Below are 17,943 nucleotides of genomic sequence, written 5' to 3'. Positions count from 1 at the left end.
GAGTTTTCTGTCATGTCCCATAGCAAATATCGTCAGCAGGATATTCGTGCCCCACGCGGCACCACCTTAACGGCCAAAAGCTGGCTGACCGAAGCGCCGCTGCGCATGTTAATGAATAATCTGGATCCCGATGTGGCGGAGAATCCGCATGAGCTGGTGGTATACGGTGGGATTGGCCGCGCCGCGCGGGACTGGGAATGTTATGACGCCATCGTCAATGCGCTGACCAAACTGGAGACCGATGAAACTCTGCTGGTCCAGTCTGGTAAACCGGTAGGCGTATTCAAAACTCACGACAACGCACCGCGCGTGCTGATTGCCAACTCCAACCTGGTGCCACATTGGGCTACCTGGGAACACTTCAACGAACTGGACGCCAAAGGGCTGGCGATGTACGGCCAGATGACCGCCGGGAGCTGGATCTACATCGGCAGCCAGGGCATCGTGCAGGGGACTTATGAAACCTTCGTTGAGGCCGGGCGTCAGCATTATCAGGGTAACCTCAGCGGACGCTGGGTGCTGACCGCCGGGCTGGGCGGCATGGGCGGAGCACAACCGCTAGCCGCTACACTTGCGGGTGCGTGTTCGCTGAACATTGAATGCCAGCAAAGCCGAATTGATTTCCGTCTGCGTACCCGTTACGTCGACGAGCAGGCGACATCGCTTGACGATGCGCTGGCGCGTATCGACAAATACACCCGCGACGGTAAAGCTGTCTCCATTGCGCTGTGTGCTAATGCCGCCGACGTTGTGCCGGAACTGGTGAAGCGCGGTGTGCGCCCGGATATGGTCACCGACCAGACCAGCGCCCACGATCCGCTGCATGGTTATCTGCCGTGCGGATGGAGTTGGGAAGAGTATCAGGCAAAAGCGGTGTCCGATCCGCAGGGCACGGTGCAGGCGGCGAAACGTTCAATGGCAACGCACGTTGAGGCGATGCTGGCGTTTAGCAAAATGGGCGTGCCGACGTTTGATTACGGCAACAACATTCGCCAGATGGCCAAAGAGATGGGCGTGGAAAACGCCTTTGATTTCCCCGGCTTCGTACCTGCTTATATTCGCCCCCTATTCTGTCGCGGTATAGGCCCGTTCCGTTGGGTGGCACTGTCGGGCGATCCGCAGGATATTTATAAGACAGATGCCAAAGTGAAAGAGATCGTGGCTGATGATAAGCACCTTCATCACTGGTTGGATATGGCGCGTGAGCGGATCAACTTCCAGGGCTTACCAGCGCGTATCTGCTGGGTCGGCCTGGAGTGGCGACAAAAGCTGGGGCTGGCGTTTAATGAGATGGTGCGCAGCGGTGAAGTATCTGCGCCGATTGTTATTGGCCGTGACCATCTGGACTCCGGTTCTGTTGCCAGCCCAAACCGCGAAACAGAAGCTATGCGCGACGGTTCAGACGCCGTATCCGACTGGCCGCTGCTGAACGCGCTGCTTAACACCGCCAGCGGAGCGACCTGGGTGTCGCTGCATCACGGCGGCGGGGTTGGCATGGGCTTCTCTCAGCATGCCGGGATGGTGATTGTTTGCGATGGCACCGATGAAGCCGCGGCGCGCATCGCCCGAGTCTTACATAACGATCCGGCTACCGGGGTGATGCGCCACGCCGACGCCGGGTATGACATTGCGGTGGAGTGCGCCGTTGAAGAAGGGCTGAATTTGCCAATGATTGCTGCGACGCAGGAGAAACGCTGATATGAACACCATGACACTCACGCCGGGCCAACTGAGTTTTACCCAGCTACGTGAAATCTGGCAGCAGCCGGTCAAACTGAACCTGGATGCCGGGGCGATTGATGCAATCAACGCCAGCGTCGCCTGCGTCAATAATATTGTCGCAGAAGGCCGTACGGCGTATGGCATTAATACCGGCTTTGGCCTGTTGGCTCAGACCCGTATCGCCACGGAAGATTTGCAGAATTTACAGCGTTCGCTGGTGCTTTCCCATGCGGCAGGCGTTGGCGAGGCGCTGGATGACGCAATGGTTCGCCTGATTATGGTGCTGAAAATCAACAGCCTGGCGCGTGGTTTTTCCGGCATTCGTTTGAGCGTGATTGAAGCGCTGATTGCGCTGGTGAATGCCGAGGTGTATCCACTGATCCCGGCGAAAGGGTCGGTGGGCGCATCGGGCGACCTGGCGCCGCTGGCACATATGTCGTTGACGCTACTGGGCGAAGGTAAAGCGCGCTGGCAGGGGGAATGGCTCCCGGCTACCGACGCGCTGAAAAAGGCCGGACTGGAGCCGATCACGCTGGAGGCGAAAGAGGGACTGGCGCTGCTCAACGGAACTCAGGCTTCCACCGCCTTTGCACTGCGCGGGTTAATTGAAGCTCAGGAACTGTTTGCGTCTGCGACGGTGTGCGGGGCGCTGACCACAGAAGCCGTGCTGGGCTCCCGTCGTCCGTTTGACGCCCGTATTCATGCCGCGCGAGGGCAGCGTGGGCAGATTGATGCCGCAACGCTATACCGTCATGTGTTGACCGACTCCAGCGCGCTTTCGCAGTCGCATCATAACTGTGAAAAGGTGCAGGACCCGTATTCTCTGCGCTGTCAGCCACAGGTGATGGGGGCGTGTCTGACGCAAATGCGCCAGGTGATGGATGTTCTGCTGGTTGAAGCCAACGCGGTTTCCGACAACCCGCTGGTGTTTGCCGAAGAGGGCGATGTGATTTCCGGCGGCAACTTCCATGCTGAACCGGTGGCGATGGCGGCAGATAATCTGGCGCTGGCGATTGCGGAAATCGGCTCTTTGTCAGAGCGGCGCATTGCGCTGATGATGGACAAACATATGTCGCAGTTGCCGCCGTTCCTGGTGAAAAATGGCGGGGTTAACTCCGGCTTTATGATTGCTCAGGTAACCGCCGCCGCGCTGGCGAGCGAGAACAAAGCGCTGGCGCATCCGCACAGCGTGGACAGCTTACCGACCTCCGCCAACCAGGAAGATCATGTTTCTATGGCTCCGGCGGCGGGGCGCAGACTGTGGGAGATGGCAGCAAATACGCGCGGTGTGATTGCCGTGGAGTGGCTGGCGGCGTGTCAGGGGATTGACCTGCGTGAAGGGTTAACCTCCAGTCCGTTGCTGGAGCAGGCGCGACAGGCGCTGCGCGAGCAGGTTGCCCACTACACGCAGGATCGCTTTTTTGCCCCGGATATTGAGTGCGCGACCGAGCTGTTAGCGCAAGGAACGCTGCTGCAATTGCTGCCTGAATTTCTGTAGAAAATTGCCTGATGTCGACGCTGACGCGTCTTCTCAGGCCTACGGTCTGCTTTGTAGGCCGGATGAGGCGAAACCGACATCCGGCACAACACAGCTTAGCTAAACATCGCCGTAATCGAGGCGCTGGCGAGCGAGTGGAAATGGACGTTAAATCCAACCATCGCGCCGCTGGCACCTTCATCGACATCAATACGCTCCACATCCAGGGCGTGAACCGTAAAGATATAGCGGTGGGTTTCCCCCTTCGGCGGCGCAGCGCCACCATAACCAGCTTTACCAAAATCTGTACGGGTCTGAATCACCCCATCCGGTTGTGCAACCAGCCCGGAGCCGAATCCTTGCGGGAGTACGCGGGTATCAGCCGGCAGATTTACCACCACCCAATGCCACCAGCCGGAGCCGGTTGGCGCATCAGGATCAAAGCAGGTCACGACAAAGCTTTTGGTTCCTGCGGGTACGTCATCCCACGCCAGGTGGGGGGAAATATTATCCCCGTCATAGCCCATGCCGTTAAAGACGTGGCGATGCCCAAGCTTATCGCCATCGCGCAAATCGTTACTGATTAGTTTCATGCTGACTCCTCTCGTTAGCCAAAAAGTGTAGCCAGAAACCGTAGAGCTTACCGCTGATTAATCGCTAAAAAATGTTGCATTGCGCACAGCCTCGTTCACGGCCTGCGTCAGGCGACGCAACTGATCGGGCTGGATGATGTACGGCGGCATCAGGTAGATGAGCTTGCCAAACGGTCTTATCCACACGCCCTGTTCGACAAAGAACTTCTGTAACGCTGCCATATTCACCGGATGCGTGGTTTCGATGACGCCGATGGCGCCGAGCACGCGTACGTCCGCGACCCAACTGGAGTCCGCCGCCGGGGCGAGTTCTGCCCGCAACTGCGCTTCAATGGCCGCTACCTGCGCGCGCCACTCGCCGGTTTCGAGTAACGACAGGCTGGCGGAGGCGACGGCGCAGGCCAACGGATTGCCCATAAAGGTTGGGCCGTGCATGAAGCATCCGGCTTCACCATTGCTGATGGTTTCTGCAACCTGGCGGGTGGTGAGGGTTGCAGAAAGGGTCATCGTTCCGCCGGTTAACGCTTTGCCCAGGCATAAAATGTCCGGAGTGATGTCGGCATGCTCGCAGGCAAACAGCTTGCCTGTACGACCAAATCCAGTAGCGATTTCATCGGCAATCAGCAGGATCCCTTCACGGTCGCACATCTTACGGATGCGTTTTAACCATTCAGGATGATACATGCGCATACCGCCAGCGCCCTGTACGATTGGCTCTAGGATCACCGCCGCAATTTCGCGGCGATGCGCGGCCATCAGACGGGCAAAAGGCACCATATCCAGTTCGTCCCACTCGCCGTCCATGCGGCTTTGTGGGGCAGGGGCAAACAGGTTCTCCGGCAGGTACCCCTTCCACAGACTGTGCATTGAGTTGTCAGGATCGCAGACCGACATCGCGCCGAAGGTATCACCATGATAACCATTACGAAATGTCAGGAAACGCTGGCGGGATTCGCCTTTAGACTGCCAGTATTGCAGCGCCATTTTCATTGCAACTTCTACTGCGACCGACCCTGAATCCGCGAGAAAAACGCACTCCAGCGCCTCTGGCGTCATCGCCACCAACTGGCGGCACAGCGCAATGGCCGGGGCATGGGTAATGCCGCCAAACATCACATGCGACATGGCATCAATCTGCGTTTTCATCGCGGCGTTCAGCTGCGGGTGATTGTAACCGTGGATTGCCGCCCACCAGGATGACATGCCGTCAATCAGCTTCTCACCGCTGGCTAAGATCAGTTCGCAACCTTCGGCACGCGCCACCGGATAAACCGGCAACGGGGAGGTCATGGAGGTGTATGGGTGCCAGATATGGCGTTGGTCAAACGCAAGATCGTCCGTTGTCATAATCGACTTGTAAACCAAATTAAAAAGATTTAGGTTTACGAGTCTACACCAAACTAACAACGAAACGTATACCAATATGGCTCATTCTTCTCGCTGGACAATGTCGCAAGTCACCGAATTATTTGAAAAACCGCTGTTGGATCTGCTGTTTGAAGCGCAGCAGGTTCATCGCCAGCATTTCGATCCGCAGCAGGTACAAGTTAGTACGCTGCTGTCGATTAAGACCGGTGCTTGCCCGGAAGATTGCAAATACTGCCCGCAAAGCTCCCGCTATAAAACCGGTCTGGAAACGGAACGGTTGATGGAGGTTGAACAGGTACTGGACTCGGCACGTAAGGCGAAGCAGGCCGGTTCAACGCGGTTTTGCATGGGCGCGGCGTGGAAGAACCCGCATGAGCGCGATATGCCGTACCTGGAACAAATGGTTCAGGGAGTGAAAGAACTGGGGCTGGAAGCCTGTATGACGCTGGGCACGCTGGACGAATCTCAGGCCCAGCGCCTGGCCAATGCGGGTCTGGACTACTACAACCACAACCTCGACACCTCGCCGGAATTTTACGGCAATATCATCACCACCCGCTCGTACCAGGAGCGCCTGGATACGCTGGATAAAGTGCGCGAGGCAGGCATTAAAGTTTGCTCCGGCGGGATTGTTGGGCTGGGCGAAACGGTGACCGACCGCGCGGGTCTGCTGCTGCAATTAGCGAATCTGCTGACGCCGCCGGAAAGTGTGCCGATCAACATGCTGGTGAAAGTGAAGGGCACGCCGCTTGCCGATAACGACGACGTAGATGCTTTTGATTTTATTCGTACTATCGCCGTGGCGCGTATCATGATGCCGACCTCATACGTGCGTCTTTCTGCCGGGCGCGAGCAGATGAACGAACAAACCCAGGCGATGTGCTTTATGGCCGGGGCCAACTCGATTTTCTACGGCTGCAAACTGCTGACCACTCCGAACCCGAACGAAGATAAGGATTTGCTGTTATTTCGCAAGCTGGGTCTTAACCCGCAGCAAACGGCGGTACTGGCGGGCGATAACGAACAGCAACAACGTCTGGAGCAGGCGCTGCGTACCCCGGATACCGACGATTACTACAACGCGGCAACCGTATGACCTGGCAGCAAAAAATTGACGATGCGCTAACAGCGCGTCGTCGTGCTGATGCCCTGCGTCAGCGCTATGCAGTGACGCAGGGTGCCGGGCGCTGGCTGCAGGCCGACGGTCGCCAGTATCTGAATTTCTCCAGCAACGACTACCTCGGCTTAAGCCACCATCCGCAGATTATCTGCGCGTGGCAGCAGGGCGCTGAGCATTTTGGCGTCGGCAGTGGCGGCTCGGGCCATGTCAGCGGTTATTCCGTTGCTCATCAGGCGCTGGAAGAAGACCTGGCGCAGTGGCTCGGCTATTCCCGGGCGCTGTTGTTCATCTCTGGTTTTGCCGCCAATCAGGCGGTCATTGCCGCACTGATGGGAAAAGATGACAAGATTGTTGCCGACAGGCTCAGCCATGCCTCGCTGCTGGAGGCTGCCAGTCTTAGCCCTGCCGTGTTACGTCGCTTTACTCATAACGACTCCCAACATCTGGATCGTCTGCTGACAGCCCCCTGTCCGGGGCAGCAGCTGGTGGTCACCGAAGGTGTGTTCAGCATGGATGGCGACAGCGCGCCGCTGGCAGAAATCCACGCGGTGGCGAAACGGCAGGGCGCGTGGCTGCTGGTGGATGATGCGCATGGGATTGGCGTAAGCGGTGAGGAAGGGCGTGGTTCGTGCTCCCGACAGCAGGTGAAACCTGAGCTGTTGGTGGTGACATTTGGCAAAGGGTTCGGCGTCAGCGGTGCGGCGATCCTGTGTTCTGATAGCGTGGCCGATTATCTGCTGCAGTTTGCCCGTCATCTGATCTACAGCACCAGCATGCCGCCAGCCCAGGCTCAGGCCTTGCGCGCCGCGCTGGCGGTGATCCGCAGCCGCGAAGGCGATGAGCGCAGAGAAAAGCTGGCGATGCTGATCCAGCGTTTTCGCGCAGGGGTGAATACTACGGATTTGACGCTGGCACATTCAGACAGCGCTATTCAACCGCTGATCGTTGGCGACAATCATAAAGCCTTGCAACTGGCACAGACGCTACGGCAACAGGGGTGCTGGGTGACGGCGATTCGTCCACCGACGGTGCCGGTTGGGACGGCCAGGCTGCGGATTACGCTGACCCAGGCGCATGAAGTCCAGGATATCGACAACTTACTGGAGGTGCTGCATGGCGCAGGTCAATAAGCAGGCGATTGCCGCTGCGTTTGGTCGCGCGGCCACGCACTATGAGCAACATGCGGAGCTTCAGCGTCAGAGCGCCGATGCGCTACTGGCACAACTCGATGGCCGGGCGTTCTCACGGGTTTTGGACGCGGGCTGTGGGCCTGGGCGTATGAGTCGCTACTGGCGGGGGCAGGGGAGCGAGGTCTGTGCGCTGGATCTGTCGGCGCAAATGCTTACGCAAGCGCAGCGTCACGATGCCGCCCATCACTATCTGCTGGCGGATATCGAAGCCATTCCGCAGGCCGCTGCCACTTTCGACCTGGCCTGGAGCAATCTGGCCGTGCAGTGGTGCAACGACCTGCGCGGCGCGTTACGCGAGCTATACCGGGTGGTGCGTCCTGGCGGGGCGGTGGCGTTTAGTACGCTGGCGCAAGGGTCGATGCCGGAACTTCGTCAGGCGTGGCGAGCAGTTGATGACCGGGAGCATGCCAACCGTTTTTTGCCCGTGGAGCAACTGGAAAACGCTCTGTGCGGCTGGGACGTTGAATACCAGTCTCATGCCGTCACGCTGTGGTTTGATGATGCACTGAGCGCCATGCGCTCGCTGAAGGGCATTGGCGCGACGCATTTGCATGATGGACGTGAGCAGCGTGTGCTGACCCGCTCGCAGTTGCGCCAGTTACAGCTCGCCTGGCCCTGTCAGCAGGGTAAATATCCGCTGACCTATCATCTTTTTTTGGGAGTAATTCAACGTGACTAACACATATTTTGTCACCGGGACGGACACCGAAGTAGGTAAAACTATCGCCAGCTGTGCGTTGCTTCAGGCTGCGGGACAGTTGGGGTTGCGAACGGTCGGCTATAAGCCGGTGGCGTCAGGCAGTGAAATGACGGCTGAAGGTCTACGAAACAGCGATGCGCTGGCTCTACAGCGCAACAGCGTTGTGGCAGTGGATTATGCGGCCATCAATCCGTATACCTTCGCCGAACCTACCTCACCGCATATCATCAGTGCTGACGAAGGACGCCCCATTCAGGCTTCAGTGATGTCTGCGGGTTTACGCTTGCTTGAAGAGCAAGCTGACTGGGTATTGGTGGAAGGCGCAGGCGGATGGTTTACGCCACTTTCGCCAACGCTGAGTTTTTCTGACTGGGTAAAAGCGGAACAACTGCCGGTGATTCTGGTGGTTGGCGTTAAGCTCGGTTGTATCAACCATGCCATTTTGACCGCCCAGGCGGTGCAGCAGGCCGGGCTGACGCTCGCCGGATGGGTTGCCAATGATGTGATGCCACCTGGCAAGCGTCATACTGAATATATGGCGACGCTAAAGCGTGCGCTTGCGGCTCCGCTACTGGGGGAAATACCCTGGCTGGCAGAAGAGCCGGAACGAGCATCGACAGGTCGTTATATCGATCTTAGCGTTTTGTCTCTGGCATCCACCAGTCGTTGATTAGCGGGTCGCTGAATTGTGTTATTTGTCCTTGAGCCACGTTGCGGCCACGATGTAACAAGCAATAGCAGTCGGCGACCCGACGAATAAACGGCAGGCTCTGCTCCGCGAGCATAATGGCGATGCCAAGCTCCTGGCTTAGCCTCACAATCAGATTCCCCAGTTTGTGGATATACGCCTGGCCACTTCCTCGTGTCGGCTCATCGAGAATCAGCAGGCGCGGGCGAGTGACCAGCGCACTGGCGAGTGCAAGCTGGTGCTGATTTTCCTCTGACAATGCCACCCCTTTGGCCTGACGCAGTACAAACAGCTGCGGAAACAGGCGGTAAATATCGCTGCTGTTCATCGCTTCGCTTTCCTCAACCGCCTGGCGCGCAATGTGCAGATTTTCCTCTACCGTCAGCTGCGAAAAAATTCGCCGTTCCTGCGATACACAGTTAATACCCAGCGCAATGCGCTTTGCCGCCGGAATCTGAAGCAGATCGCAAGGTGGTGCGCCAGCCTGATGCCAGAACATGGTTCCGCTCTCAATCGGTAAATTGCCGATGATGCAATTGGCCAGCGTGGTTTTTCCCATCCCTGGAAGACCCAGCACGGCGGTACATTTACCGGGCAACAGGTCGAGATCGACATCCCAAAGCGAGTGTTGATTACCGTAATAGTGATTCACTGCACGAAGACTCAACATAGATTTCTCCCTCATGATGATATCCGCCTTGCGGGCTGATGGTCGGGAGAAAACTGCAAATCTCTTGCCAGAAGCGGAATTAGGGGAAAATACAGCAGAATAGAGTATTGAGCGGGTTGCGGTATCCGGCTTGTTGTGGATGAGCGCCGCAGTGTGCACATTGTCAGTGCCTGGTGGCGTTGTGATGGTGCAGGCAGGAAAATGATGAAAATGCGAGCAAGATCTCGGCCATCCCAGGTCGCTTCGTTAGCTGATAAATATCAAAAAATAGCGATAATTTTTTTTTATCCCACCAGAAAAGATCATCAGGACGTTTTTGCCAGGCTACAGTCCGTACGGGCTGGAGGCAGTTATCCACTATTCCTGTGGATAACCTTGTGTATTAGAGTTAGAAAACACAAGGTAAGCGAGAGAAGACGCGGCCTGCGACTAAATTGATGCGAAAGACGGCTTGAGATAATAGTCATTAAATTACAGTGTGTTAGATAAATGCAATGGCTGTCGCAGAAGTGTCATGTGTTGCCACAAAACTTTCATCGGGTAGCTTGACAAATGTTAAAAAAGTCATTGGTTTGGGGATAACACATTTTTGCTGGTGTTTTATCTTGCCTGCGGACAAATTTTAGCCTGTAGTCACGGCCATTTTGCTGGCGTAACAGAAATATTCTGGCGCGTTACTGTTTTTTCATCCAGTATATTTTACTGGCAAAATATACTGCTGCGAGTAAAATTACACACCTGCCCGCCCATTGCTTCAGGTAGCTGCTCATGAGTAAACCGTTCAAACTAAATTCCGCTTTTAAACCCTCTGGCGATCAGCCTGAGGCGATACGTCGCCTGGAAGAAGGTCTGGAGGATGGTCTGGCGCATCAGACGTTGCTGGGGGTGACGGGGTCGGGGAAAACATTCACCATCGCGAACGTGATTGCGGACCTACAGCGCCCTACCATGGTGCTGGCCCCCAATAAGACGCTTGCCGCGCAGTTGTACGGTGAGATGAAAGAGTTCTTCCCGGATAACGCGGTGGAGTATTTCGTCTCCTACTACGACTATTATCAGCCGGAAGCCTACGTGCCAAGTTCTGACACCTTCATCGAGAAGGATGCTTCGGTTAACGAACACATTGAGCAGATGCGTCTGTCAGCAACCAAAGCGTTGCTTGAGCGACGGGATGTCGTCGTCGTAGCGTCGGTTTCCGCGATTTATGGTCTGGGTGACCCGGATCTATACCTGAAAATGATGCTGCACCTGACGGTGGGGATGATTATCGACCAGCGCGCGATCCTGCGTCGTCTGGCGGAGCTACAATATACCCGTAACGATCAGGCATTCCAGCGCGGGACCTTCCGCGTGCGCGGTGAAGTGATCGACATATTCCCGGCGGAATCTGACGACATCGCGTTGCGCGTGGAACTGTTTGATGAAGAGGTCGAACGTTTGTCGCTGTTTGACCCACTTACCGGACAGGTCGAATCCACTATTTCGCGCTTTACCATCTATCCTAAAACGCACTACGTGACGCCGCGCGAACGTATTGTTCAGGCGATGGAAGAAATTAAGGTTGAGCTGGCAGAGCGGCGAAAAGTCCTGTTGGCAAATAACAAACTGCTGGAAGAACAGCGCTTAAGTCAGCGTACCCAGTTCGATCTGGAAATGATGAACGAGCTGGGTTACTGCTCGGGGATTGAAAACTATTCCCGCTATCTGTCCGGGCGTGGTCCGGGCGAGCCGCCGCCGACGTTGTTTGATTACCTGCCTGCCGATGGCCTGCTGGTGGTGGATGAATCTCACGTGACTATCCCGCAAATTGGCGGCATGTATCGCGGTGACCGGGCGCGTAAAGAAACCCTGGTCGAATACGGATTCCGTCTGCCGTCTGCGCTGGATAACCGTCCGCTTAAATTTGAAGAGTTTGAAGCGCTGGCCCCGCAAACCATCTACGTTTCGGCGACGCCGGGCAACTATGAGCTGGAGAAATCCGGCGATGATGTGGTCGATCAGGTAGTAAGACCGACCGGCCTGCTGGATCCGGTCATTGAGGTGCGCCCGGTGGCGACGCAGGTTGACGATCTGCTATCTGAGATCCGCACCCGTGCGGCGATTAACGAACGTGTGCTGGTCACCACGCTCACCAAACGGATGGCGGAGGATCTCACCGAGTATCTTGAAGAGCACGGTGAACGGGTGCGTTATCTGCACTCTGACATCGATACCGTGGAACGTATGGAAATCATTCGTGACCTGCGTCTGGGCGAGTTTGACGTGCTGGTGGGTATCAACCTGCTACGTGAAGGTCTGGACATGCCTGAGGTCTCCCTGGTGGCGATTCTGGACGCAGACAAAGAAGGGTTCCTGCGTTCTGAGCGGTCACTTATTCAGACCATTGGTCGTGCGGCGCGTAACATCAACGGTAAGGCGATTCTCTACGGCGATAAAATTACCGCCTCTATGGCTAAAGCGATTGGTGAAACCGAACGTCGCCGTGAGAAGCAGCAGCTCTATAACGAAGAACACGGTATTACGCCGCAGGGGCTCAACAAGAAAGTGGTCGATATTCTGGCGCTGGGTCAGAATATTGCGAAGACCAAAGCGAAAGGCAAAGGGAAGTCACGCGCAGGCGCGAAGTCTGAGGTTGTCGAACTGGATATGACGCCAAAAGCGCTGCAGCAGAAGATTCACGAGCTGGAAGGGCAGATGATGCAGCACGCGCAGAATCTCGAGTTTGAAGAGGCCGCGACAATCCGTGACCAGTTGCATCAGTTGCGCGAGTTGTTTATTGCGGCATCGTAAGGCGGTGTCGGATGCGGGGTAAACCCTTATCCGACCTACGGGGTAGATAGCGTACGTAGGCCGGATGCCGGAGCAATTCGTTTTGTAGGCCTGATAAGCGCAGCGTATCAGGCAAATCCGTTCAGCCCAGCGCCTGCACTGCTTTCTCCAGCGCACTATGCAATAGCTGGCGGTCATGGCGGTAGGGAATATCGCTGGCTTCCAGCACTTCCTGGATCACAACGCGGTCGGTAACGGCGGAAGCATCCACTTTCGGCCCCACAACCACCGCATCAATCACTTTCTTCCCGACGTACTGTTCAATAATGGCCAGCTTATCGCTAAGCGTCAGGCTCGCTGCTGGCAGGCTTAATTCGCGCCCAAGATTGCCTATATAGACCATCGGAGCCGGTGTGCGACGTAATGCCTGTGACATTTCATCGAGTAACAGAATCGGCATCAGGCTGGTGTAAAAACTGCCGGGGCCTATCAAAATTAAATCCGCTTCAGCGATAGCCTCAACGGCCTCCCGTGTAGTCGGGACTTTTGGCGAAAGCATCAGTTCCTGAGGTGGGACGGTGAGCTGATCGATATTCACTTCGCCATAAACTTCGTGCCCCTGGTCATCAATGGCCATCAGATCCACCGGCAGCTCCGACATCGGAATTAAATGTGCGTCAACTTTCAGCAGGCTACGAATTAAATTGATAGCTTCCAGAGGCCGCACGCTGAGGTGATCGAGCGCCTTTAACATCAGATTTCCGAGGTTATGCCCGGAAAGTTCGCCATTACCGCCAAAACGATACTCAAACATAGCGGATGCAACGCTGGGTTGGGTAATTAACTGGTTCAGACAGTTACGCATGTCTCCCCAGGCAATCCCTCCTTCAGAGCGACGAATACGACCTGTCGACCCGCCGTTATCGGTGGTGGTGACGATACCCGTCAGGCGGGAACCTAATGGGGAAAGAGAGGAGAGAACGCGTCCTAATCCATGCCCTCCGCCGAGAGCGACAACGCGGTCCAAATCTGCCAGCGTGCGAGTGCGCATATATTTTCCTGATATCAATTGATCGGCGCTACAGTAACGTAAATAGCGTGTTTTCAGCAATTATCCAGTCGGCATCTGCCGTAATTTTTTTCTGCGATCTACTCCTTTCTGACGACACTCACCTGATGTCAAGATGATGTATATCAATGCAAAACTGTGATTTTTGCTTATTCTGTAGCGAAATTGCACGATCATATCGCTATATACATATTTATACAGCGAAAGTGTACATGGCAAAAGCGCCATTTACACGCTAGTATCGGCATAACCACAAAGTACTCTTAAGAATTTGAGTTGCCGGAAGCCAACGCATCTGCAACTCGAAGTATGATGAGTATAAACACTCTAGCCTCTGCACCTGGGTCAAATGATACGGTGCTTTGGCCGTGACAAGACTTGAAAAAGTTTGTCACCAGGGCGCAGGAAGAAATGACTACGTCTCCCGTATTTGGAAAGGTGTACATGGGCTCTCAACTTACCGATGCTTTCGCACGTAAGTTTTACTACTTACGTTTGTCGATTACCGATGTGTGTAACTTTCGTTGCACCTACTGCCTGCCGGATGGCTATAAGCCCGGCGGGGTCACCAATAACGGCTTTTTAACCGTTGATGAAATTCGCCGTGTCACGCGTGCGTTCGCCAGTCTGGGAACCGAAAAAGTGCGTCTGACGGGGGGCGAACCTTCACTGCGTCGCGACTTCACTGACATTATCGCCGCCGTGCGCGAAAACGCCGCCATCCGCCAGATTGCGGTAACCACCAATGGTTATCGTCTGGCGCGCGATGCCGCCGCCTGGCGCGATGCCGGACTGACCGCGCTCAACGTCAGCGTCGACAGCCTCGACGCCCGTCAGTTTCACGCCATTACCGGACAGGACAAGTTTCAGCAGGTGATGGCAGGCATTGATGCCGCCTTTGATGCCGGTTTTGAAAAAGTGAAAGTCAACACCGTGCTGATGCGCGACGTAAACCATCATCAACTGGACACCTTCCTGGCGTGGATCCAACCTCGACCAATCCAACTGCGTTTTATTGAACTGATGGAAACGGGCGAGGGCAGCTCTCTCTTCCGTAAACACCATATTTCCGGACAGGTACTGCGCGATGAGCTGCTGCGTCGCGGCTGGATCCACCAGATCCGACAGCGTAGCGACGGCCCGGCTCAGGTTTTCTGTCATCCTGATTATGTTGGCGAAATTGGTCTGATCATGCCTTATGAGAAAGACTTCTGCGCCACCTGTAATCGTCTGCGCGTTTCCTCTGTCGGCAAGCTTCATCTGTGTTTATTTGGTGAAGGCGGCGTAAGCCTGCGTGATTTGCTGGAAGACGATGCTCAGCAACCGGCGCTGGAAGAACGTATTTCAGCCGCGCTGCTGGAGAAAAAGCAGACCCATTTCCTGCATCAGAACAATACCGGTATTACGCAAAACTTATCTTACATTGGCGGCTGATCGCTAAAAGGAGTTTTTCATGAGTCAGGTAAGCGCTGAATTTATCCCGACACGCATTGCTATTCTTACTGTTTCCAACCGTCGCGGCGAAGAAGATGACACCTCCGGCCATTATCTGCGTGACTCGGCGCAAGAAGCGGGTCATCAGATTGTCGATAAGGCGATTGTCAAAGAGAACCGCTACGCCATCCGCGCCCAGGTTTCTGCCTGGATTGCCAGTGACGATGTACAGGTGGTGCTCATTACCGGTGGCACTGGCTTAACCGAAGGGGACCAGGCGCCGGAAGCGCTGCAACCGCTGTTCGACAGAGAAGTCGAAGGGTTTGGCGAAGTATTCCGTATGCTGTCGTTTGAAGAGATTGGCACCGCGACGCTGCAATCCCGCGCGATTGCCGGGGTGGCCAATAAAACGCTGATTTTTGCCATGCCGGGTTCGACCAAAGCGTGTCGTACTGCCTGGGAAAATATCATTGCGCCGCAGCTTGATGCCCGTACGCGTCCGTGTAATTTCCACCCACATTTGAAGAAATAAGTATGTCGCAACTGACTCATATTAACGCCGCTGGCGAAGCGCATATGGTGGATGTCTCCGCCAAAGCGGAAACCGTACGCGAGGCGCGTGCAGAAGCATTTGTAACCATGCGTAGCGAAACGCTGGCGATGATCATCGACGGCAGTCACCATAAGGGTGATGTTTTCGCCACGGCGCGTATTGCCGGTATTCAGGCTGCCAAACGGACCTGGGATCTTATCCCTCTGTGTCACCCACTGATGTTGAGCAAGGTCGAAGTCAATTTGCACGCCGAGCCGGAGCACAATCGCGTACGTATTGAAACGCTGTGTCGCCTGACCGGTAAAACCGGCGTGGAAATGGAAGCGTTAACGGCAGCCTCCGTGGCGGCGTTGACCATCTACGATATGTGCAAAGCGGTGCAAAAGGATATGGTGATTGGTCCGGTGCGTTTGCTGGCAAAAAGCGGCGGCAAATCGGGTGATTTTAAGGTGGATGCACATGATTAAGGTTCTTTTCTTTGCTCAGGTACGGGAACTGGTGAACACCGATGCGTTAGAAGTTGCCGCCGAGTTTGCAACGGTAGAAGCGCTGCGCAAGCATCTGGCGGCGCAAAGCGATCGCTGGGCGCTGGCGCTGGAAGACGGCAAGCTGCTGGCGGCGGTGAATCAGACGCTGGTCAGTTTTGACCATCCTCTTAACGCGGGTGATGAAGTCGCTTTCTTCCCGCCGGTAACCGGAGGCTAAAATGGCTGAAACGCGAATTGTTGTTGGCCATGCGCCGTTCAGCGTCGGGGATGAGTATCCCTGGCTGGCAGAGCGCGATGAAGACGGCGCGGTAGTCACTTTCACCGGTAAAGTGCGCAATCACAATCTCGGTGACAGCGTTAAGGCGTTAACGCTGGAACACTATCCGGGAATGACCGAAAAAGCGCTGGCGGAGATTGTCGACGAAGCGCGTTCGCGCTGGCCGCTGGGTCGGGTGACGGTGATCCATCGCATTGGCGAACTGTGGCCGGGTGACGAGATCGTTTTTGTTGGCGTAACCAGCGCGCATCGCAGCAGCGCGTTTGATGCCGGGCAGTTCATTATGGATTACCTGAAAACCCGCGCGCCGTTCTGGAAACGCGAGGCCACGCCGGAAGGTGAGCGCTGGGTTGATGCCCGCGACAGCGATAAGCTAGCAGCAAAACGCTGGTAGAGTACAATTGTTGTAGGCTCATACTGATTCAGGAGATTGTCATGGACCGATTCCCACGATCCGATTCTATTGTACAGGCCCGTTCCGGCCTGCAAACGTATATGGCGCAGGTGTACGGCTGGATGACCTGCGGACTATTGCTGACGGCGTTTATCGCATGGTATGCGGCAAATACGCCCGCGGTGATGATGTTTGTCTTCTCCAGCAAAATCACCTTCTTTGGCCTGATTATCGCTCAACTGGCGCTGGTGTTTGTTCTGTCCGGCATGGTGCAAAGGCTGAGCGCGGGTATGGCGACCACGCTGTTTATGCTCTATTCGGCATTAACCGGGTTGACGCTATCAAGCATCTTTATTGTCTATACCTACTCGTCTATCGCCAGCACCTTCGTGGTCACTGGCGGGATGTTCGGGATCATGAGTTTGTATGGCTACACCACCAAGCGCGATCTGAGCGGCTTCGGCAATATGCTGTTTATGGCGCTGATCGGTATTGTGCTGGCCTCGCTGGTTAACTTCTGGCTGAAGAGCGAAGCGCTGATGTGGGCGGTGACCTATATCGGGGTGATAGTGTTTGTCGGTCTGACCGCCTATGACACGCAGAAGCTGAAAAATATCGGTGAGCAGATCGACCTGCGCGACAGCTCCAATCTGCGTAAATACGCAATTCTTGGGGCCTTAACGCTGTATCTGGACTTCATCAACCTGTTCCTGATGCTGCTGCGTATTTTCGGCAATCGTCGTTAATTGTCTGTTGCCGGATGGCGCTGCGCTTATCCGGCCTTGTATTATCCTCTCTGTGCAGAGAGGGCCGGCCAGTTCTCCCTGCCATGCCGTCCGCATGCCGTATCCGGCCTTAGGTTAACAACCTGTATTGTAGATTTATGCAGCGGACTGCCGTTCTCCACAAGTGACAAACCGGACAGTATCATGGACCGGTTTTCCCGGTAATCCGCATTCACAAGGTTGGTCTCACTATGGAACAGGAACTTCATTTTATCGGTATTGACGTCTCTAAAGCCAAGCTGGATGTCGATGTGCTGCGTCCCGATGGCCGTCACCGCAGTAAAAAATTTGCGAACACCCTGAAGGGCCACAATGAACTCCTCCACTGGCTCAACAGCCATAACGTGGCGCCGGCGCATATCTGTATGGAAGCCACCAGTACGTATATGGAAGACGTGGCCGCCCATCTCAGTGATGCCGGATTCACCGTCTCCATCATCAATCCTGCCCTCGGCAAAGCCTTCGCACAGAGCGAGGGGCTGCGCAGCAAAACCGATGCCGTTGATGCCCGCATGCTGGCAGAGTTTTGCCGTCAGAAGCGCCCGGCAGTCTGGGAAGCTCCGCATCCGGTTGAACGGGCGTTACGGGCACTGGTGCTGCGCCATCAGTCACTGACGGATATGCGTACGCAGGAACTGAATCGCCT

18 protein-coding genes and 1 riboswitch are annotated in these 17,943 nt (G+C 55.6%); of the genes, 14 read left to right on the top strand and 4 right to left on the bottom strand.

Going from position 1 to position 17,943, the window contains the following annotated elements:
* Positions 1 to 12 precede the first annotated feature (12 nt).
* Positions 13 to 1,698 carry a urocanate hydratase gene (gene hutU, locus OGY17_RS05075; RefSeq protein WP_071445165.1) on the top strand — a complete coding sequence of 562 codons (1,686 nt, stop codon included), beginning with the start codon at positions 13 to 15 and terminating at the stop codon, positions 1,696 to 1,698.
* Between the two features lies 1 nt (position 1,699).
* Positions 1,700 to 3,220 (top strand): histidine ammonia-lyase, encoded by a 1,521-nt coding sequence (gene hutH / locus OGY17_RS05070; RefSeq protein ID WP_048226039.1) that lies wholly within the window; start codon positions 1,700 to 1,702, stop codon positions 3,218 to 3,220.
* A 95-nt stretch (positions 3,221 to 3,315) separates the two neighbouring features.
* Here the strand turns inward: hutH and OGY17_RS05065 are convergent, their stop codons facing one another.
* Both OGY17_RS05065 and bioA read right to left on the bottom strand, forming a co-directional pair.
* Entirely contained in the window at positions 3,316 to 3,792 is a 477-nt protein-coding gene (locus OGY17_RS05065; RefSeq protein ID WP_048214637.1) for a kinase inhibitor, read from the bottom strand.
* A gap of 57 nt (positions 3,793 to 3,849) precedes the next feature.
* Positions 3,850 to 5,139, bottom strand: a complete 1,290-nt coding sequence (gene bioA, locus OGY17_RS05060; RefSeq protein ID WP_286606539.1) for an adenosylmethionine--8-amino-7-oxononanoate transaminase — start codon at positions 5,137 to 5,139, stop codon at positions 3,850 to 3,852.
* Between the two features lie 76 nt (positions 5,140 to 5,215).
* Between bioA and bioB the strand changes: the two genes are divergently transcribed.
* From bioB to bioD, 4 genes are read left to right on the top strand one after another with little or no spacing between them, the layout of a single operon-like run.
* The gene (bioB, locus tag OGY17_RS05055; RefSeq protein ID WP_286606537.1) at positions 5,216 to 6,256 is read left to right on the top strand and encodes a biotin synthase BioB; all 1,041 of its coding nucleotides are present in this window, start codon (positions 5,216 to 5,218) and stop codon (positions 6,254 to 6,256) included.
* Positions 6,253 to 7,410: an 8-amino-7-oxononanoate synthase gene (bioF, locus tag OGY17_RS05050; RefSeq protein ID WP_275158107.1), complete on the top strand. Its 1,158-nt coding sequence runs from the start codon at positions 6,253 to 6,255 to the stop codon at positions 7,408 to 7,410. Before bioB ends, bioF begins: the two co-directional genes overlap by 4 nt.
* The gene (gene bioC, locus OGY17_RS05045) at positions 7,394 to 8,149 is read left to right on the top strand and encodes a malonyl-ACP O-methyltransferase BioC (protein WP_234102601.1); all 756 of its coding nucleotides are present in this window, start codon (positions 7,394 to 7,396) and stop codon (positions 8,147 to 8,149) included. The genes bioF and bioC overlap by 17 nt, the downstream gene beginning before the upstream one ends.
* A complete protein-coding gene (gene bioD / locus OGY17_RS05040) occupies positions 8,142 to 8,840 on the top strand; it encodes a dethiobiotin synthase (RefSeq protein WP_234102600.1) in 699 nt (232 codons plus the stop codon). The genes bioC and bioD overlap by 8 nt, the downstream gene beginning before the upstream one ends.
* Here the strand turns inward: bioD and OGY17_RS05035 are convergent.
* Positions 8,806 to 9,528 carry an ABC transporter ATP-binding protein gene (locus OGY17_RS05035; RefSeq protein ID WP_008784184.1) on the bottom strand — a complete coding sequence of 241 codons (723 nt, stop codon included), beginning with the start codon at positions 9,526 to 9,528 and terminating at the stop codon, positions 8,806 to 8,808. The genes bioD and OGY17_RS05035 overlap by 35 nt on opposite strands.
* Before the next feature lie 768 nt (positions 9,529 to 10,296).
* Here OGY17_RS05035 and uvrB point away from each other — a divergent pair.
* Positions 10,297 to 12,318, top strand: a complete 2,022-nt coding sequence (gene uvrB / locus OGY17_RS05030) for an excinuclease ABC subunit UvrB (RefSeq protein WP_008784186.1) — start codon at positions 10,297 to 10,299, stop codon at positions 12,316 to 12,318.
* A 121-nt stretch (positions 12,319 to 12,439) separates the two neighbouring features.
* On the opposite strand, the gene yvcK is transcribed toward uvrB, so the two are convergent.
* Positions 12,440 to 13,348, bottom strand: a complete 909-nt coding sequence (gene yvcK / locus OGY17_RS05025; protein ID WP_003831525.1) for a uridine diphosphate-N-acetylglucosamine-binding protein YvcK — start codon at positions 13,346 to 13,348, stop codon at positions 12,440 to 12,442.
* A gap of 329 nt (positions 13,349 to 13,677) precedes the next feature.
* Positions 13,678 to 13,823: riboswitch (molybdenum cofactor riboswitch) on the top strand.
* Between yvcK and moaA the strand changes: the two genes are divergently transcribed.
* From moaA to OGY17_RS04990, 7 genes are all read left to right on the top strand, one after another.
* Entirely contained in the window at positions 13,811 to 14,800 is a 990-nt protein-coding gene (gene moaA / locus OGY17_RS05020) for a GTP 3',8-cyclase MoaA (RefSeq protein WP_149617946.1), read from the top strand. Its footprint overlaps the riboswitch before it by 13 nt.
* A 19-nt stretch (positions 14,801 to 14,819) precedes the next feature.
* Positions 14,820 to 15,332, top strand: coding sequence for a molybdenum cofactor biosynthesis protein B (gene moaB / locus OGY17_RS05015; protein ID WP_003035187.1), 513 nt, complete (start codon positions 14,820 to 14,822; stop codon positions 15,330 to 15,332).
* A 2-nt stretch (positions 15,333 to 15,334) separates the two neighbouring features.
* On the top strand, positions 15,335 to 15,820 hold the full coding sequence (moaC, locus tag OGY17_RS05010; RefSeq protein WP_003035188.1) for a cyclic pyranopterin monophosphate synthase MoaC: 486 nt from the start codon (positions 15,335 to 15,337) through the stop codon (positions 15,818 to 15,820).
* Complete coding sequence (moaD, locus tag OGY17_RS05005) at positions 15,813 to 16,058, top strand: molybdopterin synthase sulfur carrier subunit (protein ID WP_003831530.1); 246 nt, start codon at positions 15,813 to 15,815, stop codon at positions 16,056 to 16,058. Before moaC ends, moaD begins: the two co-directional genes overlap by 8 nt.
* Before the next feature lies 1 nt (position 16,059).
* On the top strand, positions 16,060 to 16,512 hold the full coding sequence (gene moaE / locus OGY17_RS05000) for a molybdopterin synthase catalytic subunit MoaE (RefSeq protein WP_008784190.1): 453 nt from the start codon (positions 16,060 to 16,062) through the stop codon (positions 16,510 to 16,512).
* A gap of 41 nt (positions 16,513 to 16,553) precedes the next feature.
* Positions 16,554 to 17,258 carry a Bax inhibitor-1/YccA family protein gene (locus OGY17_RS04995; RefSeq protein WP_003831536.1) on the top strand — a complete coding sequence of 235 codons (705 nt, stop codon included), beginning with the start codon at positions 16,554 to 16,556 and terminating at the stop codon, positions 17,256 to 17,258.
* A gap of 230 nt (positions 17,259 to 17,488) precedes the next feature.
* Positions 17,489 to 17,943, top strand: a 455-nt coding sequence (locus OGY17_RS04990) for an IS110 family transposase (RefSeq protein WP_267445968.1), incomplete at its 3' end; no start/stop codon positions are given.

It is taken from the genome of Citrobacter sp. Cpo126 (genome assembly GCF_030332445.1).
GTDB lineage: Bacteria > Pseudomonadota > Gammaproteobacteria > Enterobacterales > Enterobacteriaceae > Citrobacter > Citrobacter portucalensis.
The sequence above is the reverse complement of the archived record's forward strand: the minus strand, read 5'-3'. Positions and strand labels throughout refer to the sequence as shown.